The sequence below is a fragment of the Flavobacterium branchiophilum NBRC 15030 = ATCC 35035 genome, from assembly GCF_002217205.1.
GTDB classification, from domain to species: Bacteria; Bacteroidota; Bacteroidia; order Flavobacteriales; family Flavobacteriaceae; genus Flavobacterium; species Flavobacterium branchiophilum.
This window is the reverse complement of record NZ_MUGT01000040.1, coordinates 1-19686: the sequence shown is the minus strand read 5'-3', so window position 1 is coordinate 19686 and position 19686 is coordinate 1. Positions and strand designations below refer to the sequence as shown.

Sequence of the window (19686 nt, the reverse complement as noted above, 5' to 3'; positions counted from 1 at the left end):
ACCTCATCCACCGCAATTGTCATTTCTGGAAACAACGGACTTTCAATAATTTCGCCTTCGGCATAAGGTTTCGAGCCTACATAAATGCCATTTTGCAGGCGGTACACCAACACGGTTTTCATCTCCGTTTGTACAATCCAATATTCCATAACACCCGCTTCTTGATACAGCTTGAATTTGGTATCTACATCATATTTGCTGTTGTTGGGCGAAACGATTTCAACAATCAAATCGGGTGCACCGTTGCAACCATAATCGTCTAGTTTGCTTTCGTCGCAAATGATGCACAAATCAGGTTGCACTACCGTTGCGTCTTTTTTTGCGGAAGCAATTGGCAAACGCACGTCGAAAGGGGCTGCAAATACCCGACAGCTTTTGTTTTTGAACAAAGCTCCAATCAACATTGTCAAGTTAAATGAAACCGACTGATGTTTTCTACTTGGTGCGGGGCTCATTTTTTTGATAAAACCTTTGAGCAATTCTACCCTTTCGGTAAATTGCCATTGCAAATAATCCGAAAATGTATATTCTTGGGACAAATCTAAATCTGAAAAATGGGTGATTACTGCCATATTTTTTTATTTTAAACTCTATAAAAAACCTCATCCACCGCAATTGTCATTTCTGGAAACAACGGACTTTCAATAATTTCGCCTTCGGCAAAAGGTTTCGAGCCTACATAAATGCCATTTTGCAGGCGGTACACCAACACGGTTTTCATCTCCGTTTGTACAATCCAATACTCCATAACACCTGCTTCTTGATACAGCTTGAATTTGGTATCTACATCATATTTGCTGTTGTTAGGCGAAACGATTTCAACAATCAAATCGGGTGCACCGTTGCAACCATAATCGTCTAGTTTGCTTTCGTCGCAAATAATGCACAAGTCGGGTTGCACTACCGTTGTGTCTTTTTTTGCAGAAGCAATTGGCAAACGCACGTCGAAAGGGGCAACAAATACACTGCATTTTTTAGTATTGAAATAAGAATAAATTTTAAAATTCAAATTTTGCGATGTCGTTTGATGTCTTCTACTTGGTGCAGGGCTCATTTGCTTGATAAAACCTTTAAGTAATTCTACCCTTTCGGAAAATTGCCACTGCAAATAATCCGAAAAAGTATATTCTTTGGTCAAATCTAAATCTGAAAATAAGGTAATTGTTTTCATTCCAATTCTATAATAATAGACAAATATACAAAAAAACCATTTTCAAAATAGTATTCTAGCCACTTTATTCTCTATAAAAAACCCGTTTGACCCGTTGAGAGATACTTGTTAAAATTTCATAAGGTATGGTTTGCAAGACTTTTGCCATCAATATGGCACTTGGATCCTGTCCGATGATAATCACATTATCTCCTTCTAAACAGTTGATGTCGGTTATATCTACCATAAGCATATCCATACATATACTGCCTACAATACTAGCTTTTTGTTGGTTGATGGTTACATAACCCACTCCATTGCCCCAAAGTCTCGAAATTCCATCGGCATAACCAATGGGAATCGTTGCAATGGTGGTTGGCTTATGAGCCTTAAATTTGCGACTATACCCTACACTTTCACCTGGATAAATTGTTCTAATTTGTGAAATAATAGATTTTAATGTGCCAACATGTGCCAATAAGGGTTGTTCATTTGGATCATTTGAAATGCCATATAATCCAATTCCCAATCGCACCATGTCGTACTGTGCTTCTGTATAATTGCTAATACCTGAGGTGTTTAATACATGTCTGATAGGCTGTATTTTCAATTTTTGCATAATCATGGACGAGCATTTTTCAAATAACTGAATTTGAAATTGAGCAAAATGACGACTGTCCAAATCATCGCTTGTTGCTAAATGCGATAAAATACTCTGCACTTTTACAGAATTATTGGCCTCCAAAATAGCAATTAATGAGGTCAAATCGGGTTCTTGAAAACCCAAACGGTGCATTCCAGTATCAAGTTTGATATGTATTGGATAATCCAAAAGCTGTTGTTGGCGGGCAATTTCTAAAAAAGAATGTAATCCTCGAAAACTATAAATTTCGGGTTCTAATCCGTATTGAATAAGGCTCAAAAAGCTGGTACTTTCAGGATTTAGTACCATAATTGGTAGTTTAATACCCGCATTTTTTAAGGCAATACCTTCATCGGCAAAAGCAACACCCAAATAATCAACTTTGTGGTGTTCGAGCAGTTTAGCAATTTCAAAACCACCATTTCCATATCCAAAGGCTTTTACCATGGCCATCAATTTGGTAGTAGGTTTTAGTTTAGTTTTATAATAATTCAAATTATGACTAATCGCATTTAAGTTGATTTCCAATACCGTTTCATGTGTTTTCTCTTCTAAAGCTGCAACAATTTTTTCAAACTCAAACCGTCGGGCTCCTTTAATTAATATCGTTTCATTTTGAAAACGCATGTCTTTGATAGCCCTCAAAAAGGTTTCTGTACTTTCATAAAACACACTTTGTTTGAACAATGGTTTTAAGGTTTCGATGGTTTTGCCAATGCCAATCAATCGGGTGATTTGATTTCCTGAAAGCAATTGAGCTACTTTGAGATACAACTCTTTTTCGGGCAAACCACTTTGATAGATGTCTGATAAAATTACTGTTTTTTGAAAGCCTTGTTTATGATTTTCCATAAAATCCAAAGCAATTTTAAGAGACTGAAAATCAGAACTATAACTATCATCAATTAAAGTAGCATTTTCAATACCTTTTTTAACTGTTAGCCTCATTTCTAATGGAAATAAAAGGCTGATTCTTTTTTGAATTGTTTGAAAATCATATTTTAAATACAACAACAGCATGATACAAGAAATCACATTTTCTATTGATGCTTCGTCTGCAAATGGCATTTGCAAATGGCCCATTTTTTGATCATTTGTATCAAAAAAAGTGTATAATAGGTCGTTTTTTTGGATAAAAACACTAGCCCGTCTATCCGTCAAACTCCATGTAAAGCTTTTATTTTTTTGGGTCAAAGCAGCTTCAACATCTTTGTTTTTTTGAAAAATTACGACCTCTGCATTTTTGAAAAGCACCATTTTTTCGCAAATTTTTTGCAAATTATGATCAAAACCTTCGTCGTGGGCTGGGCCAATGTTTGTTAAAATACCAATATTGGGGTTTATGATTTTTTGTAAATGTTGCATTTCAAAAACTGTCGAAATACCTGCTTCAAAAATACCAAAATTGTGATTTTCATTAATGGCCAATACAGACAAAGGCACCCCAACCTGCGAATTATAACTTTTTGGACTTCTGATGATATTATAATCTGGTGTTAGCAAAAAATTAAGCCATTCTTTTACAATTGTTTTTCCGTTGCTGCCCGTAATACCAACCACAGGAAAATGGTATTGATTGCGATAAAAAGCAGCAAATTGTTGTAAAGCTGTCAAGGTATTTTGCACGAGTAGAAAATGAGCTTTGTTTTGAAGTCCGTTTGGAATATAAGACACAACAAAACAAGTAACCCCTTTTGAAATAAGGGTTTCAATATATTGGTGGGCATCGTGATGTGGACCAACAATAGCAAAAAAAAGCGTTTGACTTCCATTTTGTAACGAACGACTATCTATTACAATATTATCGATACAAATATTTGGAATTTCTCCTTCAAAATGAGCATTGATAACAGGAATTATTTCAGAAAAAGTCATTGTCATATATGAATTTATTTTTGTTTTTTTAAAGGCATTGCATTAAAAAAAGCGGCTCTACTTAATGGTTCATATTCATTCGTTTCGCCAAGCATGACTAAATTGTCATTGGCTTTTTTTCTAAAACTGTAATGAGCCAAATTGCCTGTTCTGGTACACACCGCATGCACTTTTGTAACATATTCAGCAGTAGCCATTAGGGCAGGCATAGGCCCAAATGGATTGCCTTTAAAATCCATATCCAAACCCGCAACGATTACCCGAATACCGTTGTTGGCCAAATCATTGCAAATTTTTACAATTTCGTCATCAAAAAACTGTGCTTCGTCTATGCCCACTACATCGCAACCTTGAGCTAAAATGGCAATATTTGCTGCTGCTGGTACGGGTGTCGAACGTATTTCGTTGCTATCATGTGATACTACCATCTCGTTGTCGTATCGAGTATCGATGGCGGGTTTAAAAATTTCGACTTTTTGTTTTGCAAATTGTGCTCTTTTCAAACGTCTAATTAATTCTTCGGTTTTGCCCGAAAACATTGAGCCACATATCACTTCTATCCATCCAAATTGTTCTTTATGATTTACTGTATTTTCGAGAAACATTTTTTATTTTTTTTACTGTAAAATTAATTTATTTGTATTACTTTGTATCGCAAACAAATTTACCAAAAATTATTAGTTCCATTTACTTAAATTTTAAAAGTTATGAAGAAAAAATTAGAAGCCGACTTAATGAGCATTGCCCACCAAATTTTAAGGCTCAAAGGCCATGCCGAATTGCCACAGTTACAGGCAGAATGTTTAAAATTGTATGAAAAAATTTCGATTTTAATGTTTGTAGAAAAACATTTTCATGACGTTGTGCCTACAATTGGTAGTTCGACTATTTTTCAAAAATTAGAACATATTTATAGTCAAAATACCGATACAAAGGCTGAAGAAGTTGTTGTAAAAACATTAGAATCACTTATTTTAGCTGAAACGGAATCTATCCAAACCGAAAAAGATCATTTTATAGATGCACCGCAAATTAAAGAGTTTGAATCAACAGAAATTGTGATGAGCCCATCAAAAGTGCCAGTTGAAATAGTTGATGAATCTAAAAATGACTCTAACCCTACAAATCTGAAGGACCTAGATGCCAACGAAAAGACACCAATACAAGTTGATAAAGTATTAGAACAAATTGATGTAGAAAAAAATCCAATTATAGATAACCCATCTTCTGAAAAACCAACAGAAGTTTTAAACAATAGTACCGAAGAGCCTTTGAAAAGTCAAAAAGAAGAGGAAAACCATCAAGAAGAGGAAATATTTGAAGTTGAAAAAACACCTACACTTGCTACAGAGGCAGCAACAAACAAAACGACAATTGTAGAACTTGATTATGCAGATCCTGTTTTTGAAAGAATTGAAAAACCAACAGATCATTTGTTCAAAAGTGATTTTAAAACCATTGAAAATACCTCAACGCCGCTTGCAAGAACGTCTTTAGCAACTCGTTTTGGGCTAAATGATAAAATTGGTTTTGTACAATACCTTTTTGATGCTAGTTTTATTGCATTTAACGCTTTTGTAGCCCAGATAGATCAATTACCATCCTTTGATGAAGCTAAAATTTTTATAGATACCGAGGTAAAACCAAAATACGACCATTGGAAAGACATGGAAAGTTATGAAACCCGACTTTTAGATACCATCAAACAATATTTTTTGTATGATGTGTAATTGTTTTGATTTTGATAATGGGTGTAGTTCATGACAAATCTGTTGGTTCAAGCCTAAAAAAATCAAGCATAAGTATTAATTATTTGAATAATTTTTATTTTAAAACATTTTTTTTTAGATTTTAGAAAAAAAAACAATAATTTTGAAACAAATATACAATTGAATAGACTTATTGTTCGTATTTATAAACAATCAAAACCAAACAATTAATTTATGAAAAAAAATTTATTTATAACAAGTTTGCTTTTACTAGGATTACATTCCGTAGAAGCACAAACGGGTAATTCAAAAGCACAACCAGGAATAAAGGTTGAACTGATGGACAAAAACGTCAAACCAGGCACTGATTTTTTTAGATTTGTAAATGGAAAGTGGCTAGACAATACAGAGATTCCAAAAGACAGAAGCCGATGGGGAAGTTTTGACGAACTTCGCAAAAAAACCGATGCAGACGCTATGGCTATATTGAAAACCGCAAGTCAAAGCAGTCGATACAAATCCAACACCGATCAGGGAAAAGCCATTAATTTATTCAAATCAATATTAGATACTGTTGCCCGAAATAAAATGGGTATTTTACCATTAAAACCCTATTTGACTAAAATAGATGCCGTTCAAAACGTTACCGATTTACAAAAATTAATGATGGAATTAGAGCCATCAGGAGGCATTGGATTTTTTGGATTTGGAGTAGGATCTGATGCAAAAGACAGTAATAAAAATGTAGTATATCTTGGTACTGCCCGTTTGGGATTGCCAGACCGAGAGTATTATGTGTCTGAAGAAAAAGATGCTAAAGAAAAAAGAGTTAAATATGTAGCACATTTAACAAGAATGATGCAATTTATTGGTCAATCTCCCGAAAAAGCAGCAATCAATGCACAAAAAATATTAGATTTTGAAATTCAATTGGCCAAACCTCGTTTTGATAGAGTAGAAGCCCGTGATGACAGAAAATCGTATAATCCTATGTCGATAGCAGACATTCAAAAATTATTTCCAGCCATCAATTGGGACTTATACCTAAAAACTGTTGGGTTCAAAAACACCGAAACGGTAGTTGTTACCCAACCAAAATATTTAGAGGCCTTGCAAGCTATATTTGCCGAAAACAAGGTTGATGATTGGAAAAATTATTTGAAATGGAGCTTGCTAAATGATGCTGCCAATGCGTTATCCACAGATATTGAAACGGCTAATTGGGACTTTTATAGCAAAACCCTAGCAGGCGCTGTAAAGCAAAAACCAAGAGATGAAAGGGCTTTACAAACCGTAAATGGCAACATTGGCGAAGCATTGGGCAAATTATACGTTGAGCAAAAATTTCCAGCCGAAGCCAAATCAAAAGCCGCATTGATGATAAAAAATGTGATGAAGGCTTATGAAAATAGAATTCAAAACTTATCGTGGATGAGCCAAGATACGAAGAAAAAAGCAGTAGAAAAACTAAATAAACTGACCATAAAAATAGGTTATCCAGATAAATGGAAAGATTATTCGGCTTTGACAATTCAAAACCCGGCAGAGGGAGGCTCTTATTTTCAAAACATGATTAATATATCAAAATGGGAGTATCAAGAAGATATTAAAAAACTAACCAAACCCGTGGACAAAACCGAGTGGGGAATGGCTCCACAAGTTGTAAATGCCTATTACAATCCTTCTTATAACGAAATAGTTTTTCCTGCAGCCATTTTGCAACCTCCTTTTTATGATTTTAAAGCAGACGAAGCCGTTAATTATGGTGGTATTGGTGCTGTAATTGGCCACGAAATTTCGCATGGTTTTGATGATTCGGGTGCCCGATACAATGCCGAAGGTAATTTAGTAGATTGGTGGACAGAAGAAGATGGTAAAAAATTTGAAGCCCTAACAGGTGCATTGGCCTATCAATACAGCATGTTGGAACCTTTGCCAGGTATTCGTGTAGATGGAAAATTTACTTTGGGCGAAAACATTGGTGATTTAGGTGGTGTAAATGCAGCTTATGATGGATTGAAATTGTATTTAAAAGATCAAAAAAACATGCCTTTGATTGATGGATTTACGCCAGAACAACGTTTTTTCATTTCGTGGGGCACCATTTGGAGAAGCAAAATGAGAGACGAAGCTATTAAAAATCAGGTTAAAAACAGATCCACATTCGCCTGGCATGTACAGAGCTTACGTACCGTTGTTGAATGTTGATTCGTTTTATGAAGCTTTTCAAATAAAAGAAGGCGATGCTTTGTATATTGCTCCAGAAAAACGAGTAAAAATTTGGTAATCAACCTTATTATTGATTTTTAAATAAAAAAAAGAGGGTCGCTTTTAAAAGCGACCCTCTTTTTTTTGAGTTGATTTTGAATAATACCAAATATACATCTATTGCTTTACTATATCTTAATACTATTGGATTATTTGCTAGTATTTAAACAAATAATGCCTTTAATTCTGTAGCTTCGCTAGGTTTTATTTTACCCGCTAAAAGTAAACTCAACTGTTTGCGACGCAAAGCGGCATCATAGCGTTGTTGTTCTAATACTGTTTGAGGCACAACAGGAGGCACTTCTACAGGGATGCCCATTTCGTTTACGGCAACAAAAGTATAAATAGCCTCATTGGCCTTTGTTCGATGACCTGATTCTCTATCTTCTGTCCAAACATCTATATAAATTTCCATAGACGACTTAAAACTTCTAGATACTTTGGCTTCGACAGTTACAACACTACCAAGAGGTATCGCTTTGTTAAATGCTACATGGTTTACAGATGCTGTAACTGTAATTCGACGAGAGTGTCTGCGGGCAGCAATACTGGCAGCCCTATCCATTCTGGCTAATAACTCGCCACCAAAAAGATTATTAAGAGGATTTGTTTCGCTTGGCAAAACCAAATCTGTAAGAACTGTTAATGATTCTGAAGGATGTTTTGGGTTCATAAAATGCAATTTAATTTCAAAAAAAATCCCGACTTTTATCGGGATTTTTTATTTATAATGCTTTAATTAAAATCCAAGCTTCTGGATTTTCTTTGTTTTGTACTTCGTTTAAAACCGTTTTAGCATCTGAATAAGAACTAAAACTACCATAAACAACAGGAATTAATCCATGCTCGTTTACGGGCAATACTTTTGCTTGATAACCATCTTGAATCAATTGGTTATACTTTTTTTGAGCATTTTCATCGTTTTTAAAAGAACCAGCCATTATGTGGTAGTAAGGTTTAGCAGCTGTTTCTAAAGCACTTTCTGTTATCGGATTATCTATAAAAAAAGTGGCTGTTTGGATTTTATTTTCAATTTTTTTCTGTACAGCATTCTCTACATCAAATGTTTGTTGGGCTATTTTTTTCTCATACATATTAATACCACCAACAGTACCAATGCCTGATGCAAGAACCAATACGGCAGCATATTTAAAATAATGACCATAAGATTGTTTTGAAATTGTTGGCTCAGAAACTTTAGCGATTGATGGTGTTTCTTCAACTGAATTTTCTTGATCAGGAACTGTTTCGATAACCCTTTCAACAACAGGAGCTACATATTGCGACAATCCAAAAGAACTTGCCAAATAATTTACCTCATCAAAAGGTTTGAAAATCATGTTTCGGTTTTCGTTTAAACCTACTTCACCAACATTTTTAAACAAAACACTTTCGTTATTTTGAAGTTTTTTCAACCAATTATCTACTTCAAATTCAATAAATATCATGGCATTTTCATAAGTACTCTTCTCTGTTTGAGCAATATAATTTGCCAATAAACCATCGTTACTCACAATTTGTGAATTGAATGAAATTTGTTTCTTTGGAGGCAAAAATGTATTAGAATTTTCTTGTATTTTTGCAGACTGAATTTCAGTAAGAAACGCACCAAAACCAGGAACGATGACGCACTGGTAACGGTATAATAGCTGTGATATGGATTGTTCTATCTTCATAGTTACAAAATTACACAATCAAAGTTGTTTACAAAATATTTATTAACATTTTTTATTAACAATTTTTGTATTTTTATCAACTCAAAAACAGTCTAAATTAATATATGGAATTAACAGACCAAGAATTATTTTACTTATTAGCTTTACAAAAAGTGGAAGGTGTTGGCGATGTAATGGCAAAAAAATTACTTTCTCATTGTGGCAATGCACAACAAGTATTTGAAGCAAAAAGCACTCAACTTACTGCTATTGAAGGCGTTGGTAGTATTTTGATAAAAAACCTAAAAGACAAATCTGTTTTTTTTAAAGCCGAAACCGAGCTTCAATTTATTCAAAATCAAAAGTTACAAGTATTGAATTATCAAAGTTTGGAATATCCAGACCGCCTCAAACATTGTCTTGATGGTCCTATTTTGCTGTTTGGAACTGGCCGAATGAATCTTAATCATCAAAAATTAATTAGTATTGTTGGCACTCGGCAAATTACTCCTTATGGAACTGAATTTTGCAAAAAATTTATTACAGATTTAGCCCCTTTAAATCCTGTAATTGTTAGTGGTTTTGCTTATGGTGTGGATATAGTAGCCCACCAAGTAGCTATGGATTTAGGTTTGCAAACTATTGGCGTTTTAGCACATGGTTTGAATCAAATTTATCCAAAACCACACAAAAAATATGTGGCAAAAATGGAAGAAAATGGTGGTTTTTTGACAGATTTTTGGAGCAATTCAAACCCTGAGAAAGAAAATTTTGTTCGTCGGAATCGAATTGTGGCAGGCATGAGCGAAGCCACCGTTGTTATCGAATCTGCGGCCAAGGGCGGGTCTTTGATTACGGCCAACTTGGCCGTGGAATATAACAGAGATGTTTTTGCAGTACCAGGCCGAATTTCAGACAAATCTAGTCAGGGTTGCAACGACTTGATTAAAACCCAAAAAGCCACGCTACTAACCTCGGCCGCCGATTTGGTATATAATTTAAACTGGGATGTCCAAAAACAACTCAAACCCGTTCAAAAACAATTGTTTGTTTCGCTTGAAGCTGATGAACAAAAAGTGTATGATTTTTTGCTTCAAAACGGCAAAGAACTTCTCGATATCATTGCTCTCGAATGTGATTTTCCTATTTTCAAAATTTCAGGTTTGTTACTCAATATGGAGATGAAAGGTGTAATAAGACCTTTGCCAGGCAAATTATTTGAAGCAATATAAATTGATGTTTTCAATAATTTTTAATTTACAATTATTATACGTTTTTTTAGTTTAAATTTCTGAATTCCATAGGTGTTGTACTTGTTTTTTTCTTAAAAAGCCTATTGAAATACTGCGGATACTCAAACCCCAATTGATACGCTATTTCATTGATATTTTTTTCAGAATTCAAAAGCATACTCTTTGCATTTTCAATTAGATAAAAATGAATGTGCTCTTGTGCGTTTTTGCCCGTTTCTTTTTTTAATAAATCACTCAAATAGCTTGACGATAAATGTACCTTATTTGCCAAATACTTTACTGTAGGCAAGCCCATTTCTTTTATATCCTCATTTTCAAAATAGGATTTTAGTATAGATTCTATTTCTGAAATTACATTTTTGTTTGATACACTTCTTGTTATCCATTGTCTGCCATAAAATCTAGTACAGTAGTTCAACAATAATTCGATAGTAGAAACGATAATTTGCTTACTATGAACATCTATATTTTCTTGCTGTTCGGTTTGAATTTTCTGAATACATTCTATCAAAATATTTTTTTCTTTATCAGAAAGATGGAGTGCCTCTGAAACTTCATAATCAAAAAAAGTATAATCTTTTATTTTTTCGTTGAGCGATGTAGCACGAATAAGGTCTGGGTGAAAAAACAACCCCCACCCAATTTTATCTTCCTTTTCTTCTACTTCATTATCTATTTCAATCACTTGATTTGGAGCTATACAAATCAAGTTTCCGTCCTGAAAATCTATTGGCTTTCGTCCATATTTTATATGATTTTGACAATAATTTTTGAACATTATGGAATAAAAATCGGTCGTGATTTTGGTATTTTGTGCTACATGTTCGGTTACTTTACTAAAATCTAAAACAGCAACCAAAGGATGTTGAGCCTTACCCAAATTAAACATTTGGTACAAATCGGCTATACTTTGAAGATGAATATATCCTTTCATATTTATTGCTTCTCTTGTTTTAAATAATTGATATACACATGACCTCGTCTTTCGGCAAAGAAATCCAAACTCAAGACCATACTAGCTTGCAAAAAAAGCCCTAGCCCCAATCCACGCCAAAAGGTGTCATTCTTAGTGCTATACATCAACACAATTCCAAAAACAATCAATGCAATTTCTACAAATCTAAAAACAACAAAATTGTGCATCACTTGTTCCATTCTAGGTATTTCTTGTGTTTGAACACTTTTTGGGTCTTTCTCAACATAAGTTTTCACACGATTTACATCTTCTGGACTTCTTGTAAAAACGATATATCCCACAAGAATTTCGAGTAAAGCAACCGCAATAAAAGGTATGGCAACTCCTTTCCAAAAACTAGTTTTTAGTACAAATATAAAATAAAGAGCCATTGCCAAAGCAAGGACTCCTATTATTATAAAAACTAAACTTTCGGCTTTTTCACCATTAAAATATTTTTCAATCGCATTCATAACCAAACGTTATTTTATTAGTTCAAATCTTTCCATTTAACAATTTCGGGAAGCGTTTCCAACAAATGGGGTAGTGCTTTCAAAGCATTTTGCACATGAGCCGTTTCCCAATGTTTTGCTTCATCATTTTCATTTTCCCATATTTCACACGAAGTAAATTCGCAAGAATTTGTAATACTCTGTAAATAATAATAAGCAACACAACCTTTTTCTGTTTGTGTGGTTGTGCTAGTAAGGTTTTTCATCAAGGCGATTGCTTCATCCAACTTTTCTTTTTTTACTGTAAATTTTGCAGTAACATATATTTTGCTAGTCATATTTTTAATTTTTTATATTCCAAATTGTGCTTTTATACCTCCAATAAATGTGGCATCATCATATTCTTTTCTGTTTGCAACAAGTGTTTTGGCATCCTCACCAGCGGTGTATCTCAATTGTTTTTTGCCATCGGTTGCTGCTTCAAAAATCACCTCAGCAACCAAGCTTGCTGGTGACGCATTTTCAGTCATAGCAGGCATTGCACCCATCAAGGTACCAACTATATTTTGATATTCTGACATGCTTTCGTCATTAGTAAAATCAAAAGATCTTCCTGCAAAATCTGTAGCAATCATACCTGGCTCTACAATTTTTACTTGTCCACCAAATTGTTCTACTTCAAAATTCAAAGATTCGGATATTCCTTCTACAGCAAATTTTGTTCCATGATATAGCGAACCCAACGGAAACGTCATTTTGCCACCAATTGATGAAATATTGATAATAATTCCATTTTTGTTTTTTCTAAAATGTGGCAAAACTGCCTTTGTAACATCCAAGAGCCCCAAAACATTGGTGTTGAATTGTCTCTCAATTCTTTCTTTACTAAAAGCTTCTAAAGGACCATAAGCGCCATACCCAGCATTATTGAGCAATACATCAATAGTTCCAAATTTTTGAATTGCTGCATCAAAAGCATTTTCAATAGAGCTAACATCCAACACGTCTAGCTTGGTTACTAAGCAATTTTCCAATTGTTTCAACGCTATTTCGTTTTCAGGATTTCTCATGGTTGCTATTACATTCCACCCTTTAGAATGAAACAAGTTAGCTGTTTCTTTACCAATACCACTACTTGCACCTGTAATTAAAATTGTTTTTTTCATTTTATTGATTTTAAATTATGGTGCAAAATTGAACCATTTATCTATGAAGAAGATGATACAAATTCAGGTTGTTTGTATGCTAATTGTGGTTTTATTAATTGGCACTGTATTTTTGTAAAAAATCAACCCTCCTTTGAGGCATAAAATTGGGCTATTTTTGCTGCTTTTGAGGCACCAACAAGGGTTGCAATATCGGCTTCTGAGGCTTCTTTGATTCTTTTGACGCTTTTAAAATGCTTGATGAGGGCTTCCATGGTTTTTTCGCCAATGCCAGGAATACTTTCTAATGAAGAATTGAGTGCCGATTTACTTCGCTTGTCTCGGTGAAAAGTAATACCAAAACGGTGTGCCTCGTTTCTCAAATACTGAATGATTTTGAGGGTTTCGGATTTTTTATCTAAATACAAAGGGGTGCTATCACCAGGATAAAACAACTCTTCTAGCCGTTTGGCTATTCCAATAATGGCAATTTTTCCACGAAGCTCTAGGGCATCAATACTTTTGAGTGCCGATGACAATTGCCCCTTGCCCCCATCAATGATGATCAGTTGTGGCAAAGGTTCGTTTTCGTCTAAAAGTCGTTTGTATCTGCGGTAAACCACCTCTTCCATCGAGGCAAAATCATTAGGGCCTTCAACTGTTTTGATGTTAAAATGTCGGTAATCTTTTTTACTTGGTTTTCCATCTTTAAAAACCACACAAGCCGAAACAGGATTTGTACCTTGAATGTTGGAGTTATCAAAACATTCTATATGCCTTGGGGCAACACTCAACCGCAAATCTTTTTGCATTTGAGTCATGATTCTATTGGTATGTCTTTCTGGATCAACTATTTGTAATTGTTTGAGTTGTTCTATTCGATAGAATTTTGCATTTCGTATAGATAAGTCTAAAATTTGTTTCTTGTCTCCCAACTGTGGCACGGTTACTTTGATATGCTCACCAAGATCGACCATAAATGGCACAATTATTTCTTTTGACAACAATTGAAACCGCTCTCGAAGTTCGACAATGGCAAGTTCCAACAAAGTGTCGTCTGTTTCGTCCAGCTTTTTTTTGATTTCCATAGTATGCGACCGAATGATGGCACCATGTGAAATTTGTAAAAAATTGACAAAAGCCGCACTCTCATCAGACACAATAGAAAAAACATCAATATTAGATATTTTTGGATTGATGATTGTAGAGCGTGATTGGTATTGCTCTAAAACCATCATTTTTTCTTTTATTTTTTGTGCTTCTTCAAACTGCAAATTTTCGGCATAAGTGGTCATCAATTGTTTGAAGTCTTTCATGCTTTCTTTGAAATTTCCTTTCAAAATTTGTCGGATAGCCTCCACTTGTTTTTGATAATCATCCAAAGACTCAAAACCCTCGCAGCACCCTTTACAGTTGCCAATGTGGTATTCTAAGCACACTTTGAATTTGTGATTTTCAATATTTTTTTGGCTCAAATCAAACTGACAAGTTCGCAACGGATACAACTCTTTGATTAATTCCAAGATAGTAGAAACGGTTTTGAAATTGGTATAAGGACCAAAATATTCCGAGCCATCTTTGATCATGCGTCTTGTGGCAAAAATCCTCGAAAAAGGTTCTTTTTTAATACAAATCCACGGATAACTTTTATCATCACGAAGCAGGACATTGTATCGAGGTTGTAAGGTTTTGATTAAGTTATTTTCCAACAAAAGGGCGTCCGTTTCCGTTGGTACCACAATATGTTTGATGGTTACAATTTTTTTGACCAATACGTTGGTTTTGGCCGTGTCGTGCACTTTGTTAAAATACGATGACACCCTTTTTTTGAGGTTTTTGGCTTTGCCAACATACAAAATTTTGCCCTCCTTATCATAATATTGGTACACTCCAGGACTATCGGGGAGGGTTTGAATTTGGAGTTGCAAATCAGGTTTTGTCATGCGAATCTTTTGGTGCAAAAATAATAGAATCTTTGTATAATAAGATTTCAAGGCCTCATTTTTTTTCATTATCAAAACCTTTTTAATAAATTGAAAATTATGGATTTTTATTCCAAAAAGCGTAAATTGTCGCAAAACATTTTTATTTTTGCTGAAAAAAAACATGTCTTTCAAAAATTTAATACAAACTATTGATTTTCATCCAAAAGAAAATGCAAAAGATATTTTTATAAAAAAATATCAGAATGATTATGTTATAGAAATTGATTTTGCAAAAGAAATTATTAACTACGGTGATAAAATTAGTTGCGAAAGCAAAACCACACAAAACCATTCACAAGCTGAAAATTTCGTTGTTCTTGAATGTGTAGATAAACTTCTTGAAAAAGGTTATAAACCCGAAAATATAATTCTCGAGCCTACATGGAAGCTTGGTCGCCAAGAAAAAGGGAGACTTGATATTCTAGTTAAGAATGAAGATAAGGCTTACTTAATGATTGAATGTAAAACTTTTGGAAAAGAGTTTGATGATGAATTAAAGAAAATGAAAAAAGATGGAGGCCAACTTTTTTCTTATTTTCAGCAAGATAAAAGTGCTGAAATATTAATGCTTTATGCTTCTAAACTTGATAAAGACACTATTATTTACAAAAATGAAATTGTAAAAATTGAAGAAGAACATAGACTTGCACCAACTGTAAAAGATTTTTATACCATTTGGAACAAGAATACGAAACATCAAGGTGTTTGGGAAAATGAGCCGTATGATTTTAAAAGCAAAAAATTCACAAAAGCAGATTTAAAAGAATTAGACGAAGCGGAAAGCACCAAAATATTTCACGAGTTTGCTTCAATACTTCGTAAACATTCGGTTTCTGACAAGCCAAATGCTTTCAATAAAATATTTAATCTCTTTTTAGCAAAATTATATGATGAAGCGAAAAGAGAAAGTGACGAATTAGAATTTCATTGGAGAGAAGATGATAATGCTGTAGATTTTCAAGTTCGTTTAATTAATTTACATAAAGATGGTTTATTTGCTTTTCTTCAAAAAGAAATAGAAGGAATAGATGAGAAAGATTTCAAAGCAAATTCACCTGAAGAACTTTTAGAAAAAAAGAAAAAAGTTTTAAAATTCAATAATATACTTGCGATAAAAGAAGTTTTAGACGACGCAAGTTTTGATGAAAATCAACGTGTATTAAAAGATGTTGTTAAACTTTTAGAAAAATATCAAATTCGTTATCCGAGAAAGCAACAACATTTGTCTGATTTCTTCGAAAAATTATTGACTACAGGATTAAAACAAGAAGTTGGTCAATATTTTACACCGCCACCAATTACTAAATTCATTGTTCGCTCTATACCTATCAAACAAATGATAGAAAAAGAAGTAAACAAAGAAGCACCTGAATTACCTGCAGTAATTGATTACGCAGCAGGAAGTGGGCATTTCATTACGGAAGCAATGGAAGAATACCAAGATATTATCAATGCTTTCAAAGAAGAAGAAATGAAGAATTTCTTTCCAAAAGCAATAAAACAAATAAAATCTTGGCAAGCCGATCCTTATGAATGGGCGGCAAAATATGTTTACGGAATTGAAAAAGATTATCGTTTGGTAAAAGTAGCCAAAGTAGGTTGTTATTTTTATGGTGATGGTGTGGCTCAAGTTATTCACGGTGATGGATTAGATAGTTTTGAAAGTTCTAAAACCTATAAAGGTCTCTTGAAAGACAATACAAATTTAGAAGATTCTACAAAAGCTAAATTTTCATTGGTTCTTTCAAATCCACCTTATTCTGTAAACGATTGTAAAGATGATTTAGAATATATTGGTGCTCAAAATGATTTTACATTATATCCTTATCTTTCAGAAAAAAGTAAAGATATTGAATGTCTTTTCGTAGAACGAACCAAACATTTATTAAAAGATGATGGAATTGCAGCAATTGTTTTACCGAGTTCTATTTTAAACAACATAGGAATACAAACCAAAACAAGGGAAATTATTTTGCAATATTTTGATATTATTGCAATTGCTGAATTAGGAAGCAACACCTTTATGGCTACAGGCACTAATACTGTTACTCTATTTTTAAAACGAAGAAACAATCAAGAGAACATTAAGTTAAAAAATTTCGTAAATAAATTTTGTGTAGAATTTATAGATAATACCATAAACCAAATTGAAAAACCTATTTCTAAATATATAAATTATGTTTGGGAAAATATTTCATTTGACGATTACATTTCTTTACTAAAAAAAGAACCAACCAAAACTGTAACAGAACATGAAATTTATAGAGAATACCGCAAAAAGATAAAAGCCAATAAAGAAAATGAGTTTTGGAATAAATTAATTGAAACAGAAAAAGATAAATTATTACATTTTATAATAGCTTACAATCAAAAAAATATAGTTCTCGTAAAAAGTGGTGAAAAAGATGCTGAAAAAAAATTTTTTGGTTATTATTTTTCGGATAGAAGAGGAAGTGAAGGAATGCATCCAATACAAGGTGGTAAAACAATTGACGAATGTACAAGCCTATACAACATAGAAGATATAAAAGATTCAACAAAAGCAAGTAGTTATATTTATAATGCGTTTATTGGAAATTGTAATTTAGATATTGATGAAAATTTAAAAGATAATGTTTCTTATGTTAATTTATTAGATATGCTTACTTTTGATAGAGCGGAATTTCATAAGGAGATAAAACTTTCTACAAAAAAAAACAAAATAAAAATTGAAAGTAAGTGGAATTTAGAAAGGTTAGATACAATAACAGACATTATAAAAGGTGTAACATATTCTAAAAGCGATCAATCTTTATCAGAAACAAATAAAATTATTTTAACAGCTGATAATATCACTTTAAATGGTGGTTTTGAAATTAAAAAACAAGTTTTTATTAATGAAAGTTTTAATATTCCTATAGAAAAAAAACTTACTAAAAATGACATATTTATTTGTTTTTCAAGTGGTAGTAAAGAACACTTAGGTAAAGTTGCCTTTATTGAAGAAAACACAAATTACTTTGCTGGAGGTTTTATGGGTATTATTAGAGTTAATAAAAATGCTATATCTAAATATATTTATCAACTACTTAATACTATATTAAGACAAACAATAAGAGATATAGGAACAGGATCAAATATTAATAATTTATCTGGAATTATTAATGAAGTAAAAATCCCACTTCCACCTTTAGATATTCAAAAAAAGATAGTTACAGAAATTGAAGTTTTAGAAGCAAAAGAAAAGAAAGCAAAAGCAGAAGTTGAAAAAGGTAAAGAAACAATTGTAAACTTATTTAATCAAGCCGAATCAAAAGCAAATAAAATAGTAAGGTTAAGCGATGAAAATATTTTTGAGGTTTCTATCGGTAAACGAGTCTTGAAAAATGAGTTTGTAGAAAATGGTAAAATTCCTGTTTATAGTGCCAATGTTATTGAACCATTTGGAAATATTGATAAATTATTAATCGAAGATTTCAGTAAACCATCTGTTTTATGGGGAATTGATGGCGACTGGATGGTAAATCATCTTCCAAAAGATTATCCATTTTATCCAACTGATCATTGTGGTGTTTTGAGAGTAAAAGATAATTCTATTAATGAAAAATATTTAGCTTTCATTTTAGAAAAAGAAGGGAAAGTATTTGAGTTTTCAAGAACTAAAAGAGCTTCAATAGACAGAATTCAAGGAATTAAAATTGCCGTTCCACCAATTGCTGAACAACAAAAAATAGTTTCAGAAATTGAGAAAATAGAAGCAAAAATAAAAGCATTGGAAACCGAAATTGATGAAATTCCAAAACAGAAAGAAGCAATTTTAAAGAAATATTTGTAAAACACAAAAAATGAGTTTTCAATTCAAACAATTTACCGTAAATCAAGACCAATGTGCCATGAAAATTGGTACCGATGGGGTGCTTCTTGGAGCTTGGACACCAATAGACAACCATCCACAAAACATTTTGGATATAGGCACGGGTACGGGCATCATTGCTTTGATGTTGGCTCAGCGGTCTGATGCTCAACAAATTGACGCCATAGAAATAGATGAAGATGCTTATGAACAAGCTACGGAAAATTTTGAAAATGCACCTTGGAACGATCGCTTGTTTTGTTTTCATGCGGGTTTGGACGAACTTATGGACGAACCCGAAGAACTTTATGATTTGATTGTTTCAAATCCGCCTTTTTTTTCGGAAACGGTGTATAGCGACAATCCACAACGAGATATGGCCCGTTTTCAGGAGGCTTTGCCTTTTGAGCATCTTTTGGAAGGAGTCGCTTTATTATTGGCAGACAATGGCATTTTTGCGGTAATTGTTCCGTATAAAGAAGCTCCAAATTTTATTGCTATGGCAAGCACATTTGATTTGTACCCTCAAAAAATAACCCATGTAAAAGGGCATGCTAATTCCGTTTTCAAACGCAGTTTGATAGCATTTTCGACCCAAAAAGCTGAAAAACTTATTGAAAACGACTTGATAATCGAAATTTCTAGGCACCAATATACACCTGAATATATAGCATTGACCCGTGATTTTTATTTGAAAATGTAAAGCTAGTTTGTACCAAATGATTTACACTACCTAACAAAATAATATTTTCGAGTTATTTACA

The 19686-nt window shown here is 33.2% G+C and carries 15 protein-coding genes and 1 pseudogene; 5 read left to right on the top strand and 11 right to left on the bottom strand.

The genetic code is table 11. The annotated features are described in order from the left end of the window. From B0A58_RS05560 to B0A58_RS05545, 4 genes are all read right to left on the bottom strand, one after another. Nucleotides 1–572: Uma2 family endonuclease (locus tag B0A58_RS05560; RefSeq protein ID WP_089080210.1), on the bottom strand; the 572-nt coding region annotated here is incomplete at its 3' end. 11 nt (nt 573–583) lie between these two features. Continuing rightward, nucleotides 584–1171: a Uma2 family endonuclease gene (locus B0A58_RS05555; protein WP_089080209.1), complete on the bottom strand. Its 588-nt coding sequence runs from the start codon at nt 1169–1171 to the stop codon at nt 584–586. A gap of 64 nt (nt 1172–1235) precedes the next feature. After that, complete coding sequence (locus B0A58_RS05550) at nt 1236–3674, bottom strand: bifunctional UDP-N-acetylmuramoyl-tripeptide:D-alanyl-D-alanine ligase/alanine racemase (protein ID WP_089080208.1); 2439 nt, start codon at nt 3672–3674, stop codon at nt 1236–1238. A gap of 8 nt (nt 3675–3682) precedes the next feature. Beyond that, a complete protein-coding gene (locus tag B0A58_RS05545) occupies nt 3683–4273 on the bottom strand; it encodes a thymidine kinase (protein WP_089080207.1) in 591 nt (196 codons plus the stop codon). A 102-nt stretch (nt 4274–4375) separates the two neighbouring features. On the opposite strand from B0A58_RS05545, the gene B0A58_RS05540 reads away from it, so the two are divergent. Together B0A58_RS05540 and B0A58_RS05535 are read left to right on the top strand one after the other, a co-directional pair. Next, a complete protein-coding gene (locus tag B0A58_RS05540; RefSeq protein ID WP_089080206.1) occupies nt 4376–5398 on the top strand; it encodes a hypothetical protein in 1023 nt (340 codons plus the stop codon). 213 nt (nt 5399–5611) lie between these two features. After that, nucleotides 5612–7664, top strand: a pseudogene (locus B0A58_RS05535) (M13 family metallopeptidase). Between the two features lie 144 nt (nt 7665–7808). Here B0A58_RS05535 and B0A58_RS05530 read toward each other — a convergent pair. Together B0A58_RS05530 and B0A58_RS05525 are read right to left on the bottom strand one after the other, a co-directional pair. Continuing rightward, complete coding sequence (locus B0A58_RS05530) at nt 7809–8318, bottom strand: acyl-CoA thioesterase (protein WP_089080205.1); 510 nt, start codon at nt 8316–8318, stop codon at nt 7809–7811. A gap of 52 nt (nt 8319–8370) precedes the next feature. Further along, entirely contained in the window at nt 8371–9321 is a 951-nt protein-coding gene (locus B0A58_RS05525; protein WP_089080204.1) for an HU domain-containing protein, read from the bottom strand. Nucleotides 9322–9425: 104 nt separating this feature from the next. Here B0A58_RS05525 and dprA point away from each other — a divergent pair, with 104 nt between their 5' ends. After that, nucleotides 9426–10532, top strand: a complete 1107-nt coding sequence (dprA, locus tag B0A58_RS05520; protein WP_089080203.1) for a DNA-processing protein DprA — start codon at nt 9426–9428, stop codon at nt 10530–10532. Between the two features lie 46 nt (nt 10533–10578). Here the strand turns inward: dprA and B0A58_RS05515 are convergent, their stop codons facing one another. The 5 genes from B0A58_RS05515 to uvrC form a co-directional block, all read right to left on the bottom strand. Then, nucleotides 10579–11487 carry a helix-turn-helix domain-containing protein gene (locus tag B0A58_RS05515; RefSeq protein WP_089080202.1) on the bottom strand — a complete coding sequence of 303 codons (909 nt, stop codon included), beginning with the start codon at nt 11485–11487 and terminating at the stop codon, nt 10579–10581. Nucleotides 11488–11489: 2 nt separating this feature from the next. Further along, on the bottom strand, nt 11490–11981 hold the full coding sequence (locus B0A58_RS05510) for a hypothetical protein (protein ID WP_089080201.1): 492 nt from the start codon (nt 11979–11981) through the stop codon (nt 11490–11492). Nucleotides 11982–11998: 17 nt separating this feature from the next. Continuing rightward, a complete protein-coding gene (locus B0A58_RS05505) occupies nt 11999–12298 on the bottom strand; it encodes a putative quinol monooxygenase (protein ID WP_089080200.1) in 300 nt (99 codons plus the stop codon). Between the two features lie 12 nt (nt 12299–12310). Further along, the gene (locus tag B0A58_RS05500) at nt 12311–13126 is read right to left on the bottom strand and encodes an SDR family oxidoreductase (protein ID WP_089080199.1); all 816 of its coding nucleotides are present in this window, start codon (nt 13124–13126) and stop codon (nt 12311–12313) included. A gap of 122 nt (nt 13127–13248) precedes the next feature. After that, a complete protein-coding gene (uvrC, locus tag B0A58_RS05495; protein ID WP_014082662.1) occupies nt 13249–15048 on the bottom strand; it encodes an excinuclease ABC subunit UvrC in 1800 nt (599 codons plus the stop codon). 163 nt (nt 15049–15211) lie between these two features. Between uvrC and B0A58_RS05490 the strand changes: the two genes are divergently transcribed. Together B0A58_RS05490 and B0A58_RS05485 are read left to right on the top strand one after the other, a co-directional pair. After that, entirely contained in the window at nt 15212–18904 is a 3693-nt protein-coding gene (locus B0A58_RS05490; RefSeq protein WP_089080198.1) for a restriction endonuclease subunit S, read from the top strand. Between the two features lie 10 nt (nt 18905–18914). Beyond that, the gene (locus B0A58_RS05485; RefSeq protein WP_089080197.1) at nt 18915–19625 is read left to right on the top strand and encodes a tRNA1(Val) (adenine(37)-N6)-methyltransferase; all 711 of its coding nucleotides are present in this window, start codon (nt 18915–18917) and stop codon (nt 19623–19625) included. Nucleotides 19626–19686 lie beyond the last annotated feature (61 nt).

Coding starts and splice junctions, on each gene's coding strand:
- B0A58_RS05555 (WP_089080209.1), bottom strand. CDS start 1,171: ATGAAAACAATTACCTTATTTTCAGATTTAGATTTGACCAAAGAATAT.
- B0A58_RS05550 (WP_089080208.1), bottom strand. CDS start 3,674: ATGACAATGACTTTTTCTGAAATAATTCCTGTTATCAATGCTCATTTT.
- B0A58_RS05545 (WP_089080207.1), bottom strand. CDS start 4,273: ATGTTTCTCGAAAATACAGTAAATCATAAAGAACAATTTGGATGGATA.
- B0A58_RS05540 (WP_089080206.1), top strand. CDS start 4,376: ATGAAGAAAAAATTAGAAGCCGACTTAATGAGCATTGCCCACCAAATT.
- B0A58_RS05530 (WP_089080205.1), bottom strand. CDS start 8,318: ATGAACCCAAAACATCCTTCAGAATCATTAACAGTTCTTACAGATTTG.
- B0A58_RS05525 (WP_089080204.1), bottom strand. CDS start 9,321: ATGAAGATAGAACAATCCATATCACAGCTATTATACCGTTACCAGTGC.
- dprA (WP_089080203.1), top strand. CDS start 9,426: ATGGAATTAACAGACCAAGAATTATTTTACTTATTAGCTTTACAAAAA.
- B0A58_RS05515 (WP_089080202.1), bottom strand. CDS start 11,487: ATGAAAGGATATATTCATCTTCAAAGTATAGCCGATTTGTACCAAATG.
- B0A58_RS05510 (WP_089080201.1), bottom strand. CDS start 11,981: ATGAATGCGATTGAAAAATATTTTAATGGTGAAAAAGCCGAAAGTTTA.
- B0A58_RS05505 (WP_089080200.1), bottom strand. CDS start 12,298: ATGACTAGCAAAATATATGTTACTGCAAAATTTACAGTAAAAAAAGAA.
- B0A58_RS05500 (WP_089080199.1), bottom strand. CDS start 13,126: ATGAAAAAAACAATTTTAATTACAGGTGCAAGTAGTGGTATTGGTAAA.
- uvrC (WP_014082662.1), bottom strand. CDS start 15,048: ATGACAAAACCTGATTTGCAACTCCAAATTCAAACCCTCCCCGATAGT.
- B0A58_RS05490 (WP_089080198.1), top strand. CDS start 15,212: ATGTCTTTCAAAAATTTAATACAAACTATTGATTTTCATCCAAAAGAA.
- B0A58_RS05485 (WP_089080197.1), top strand. CDS start 18,915: ATGAGTTTTCAATTCAAACAATTTACCGTAAATCAAGACCAATGTGCC.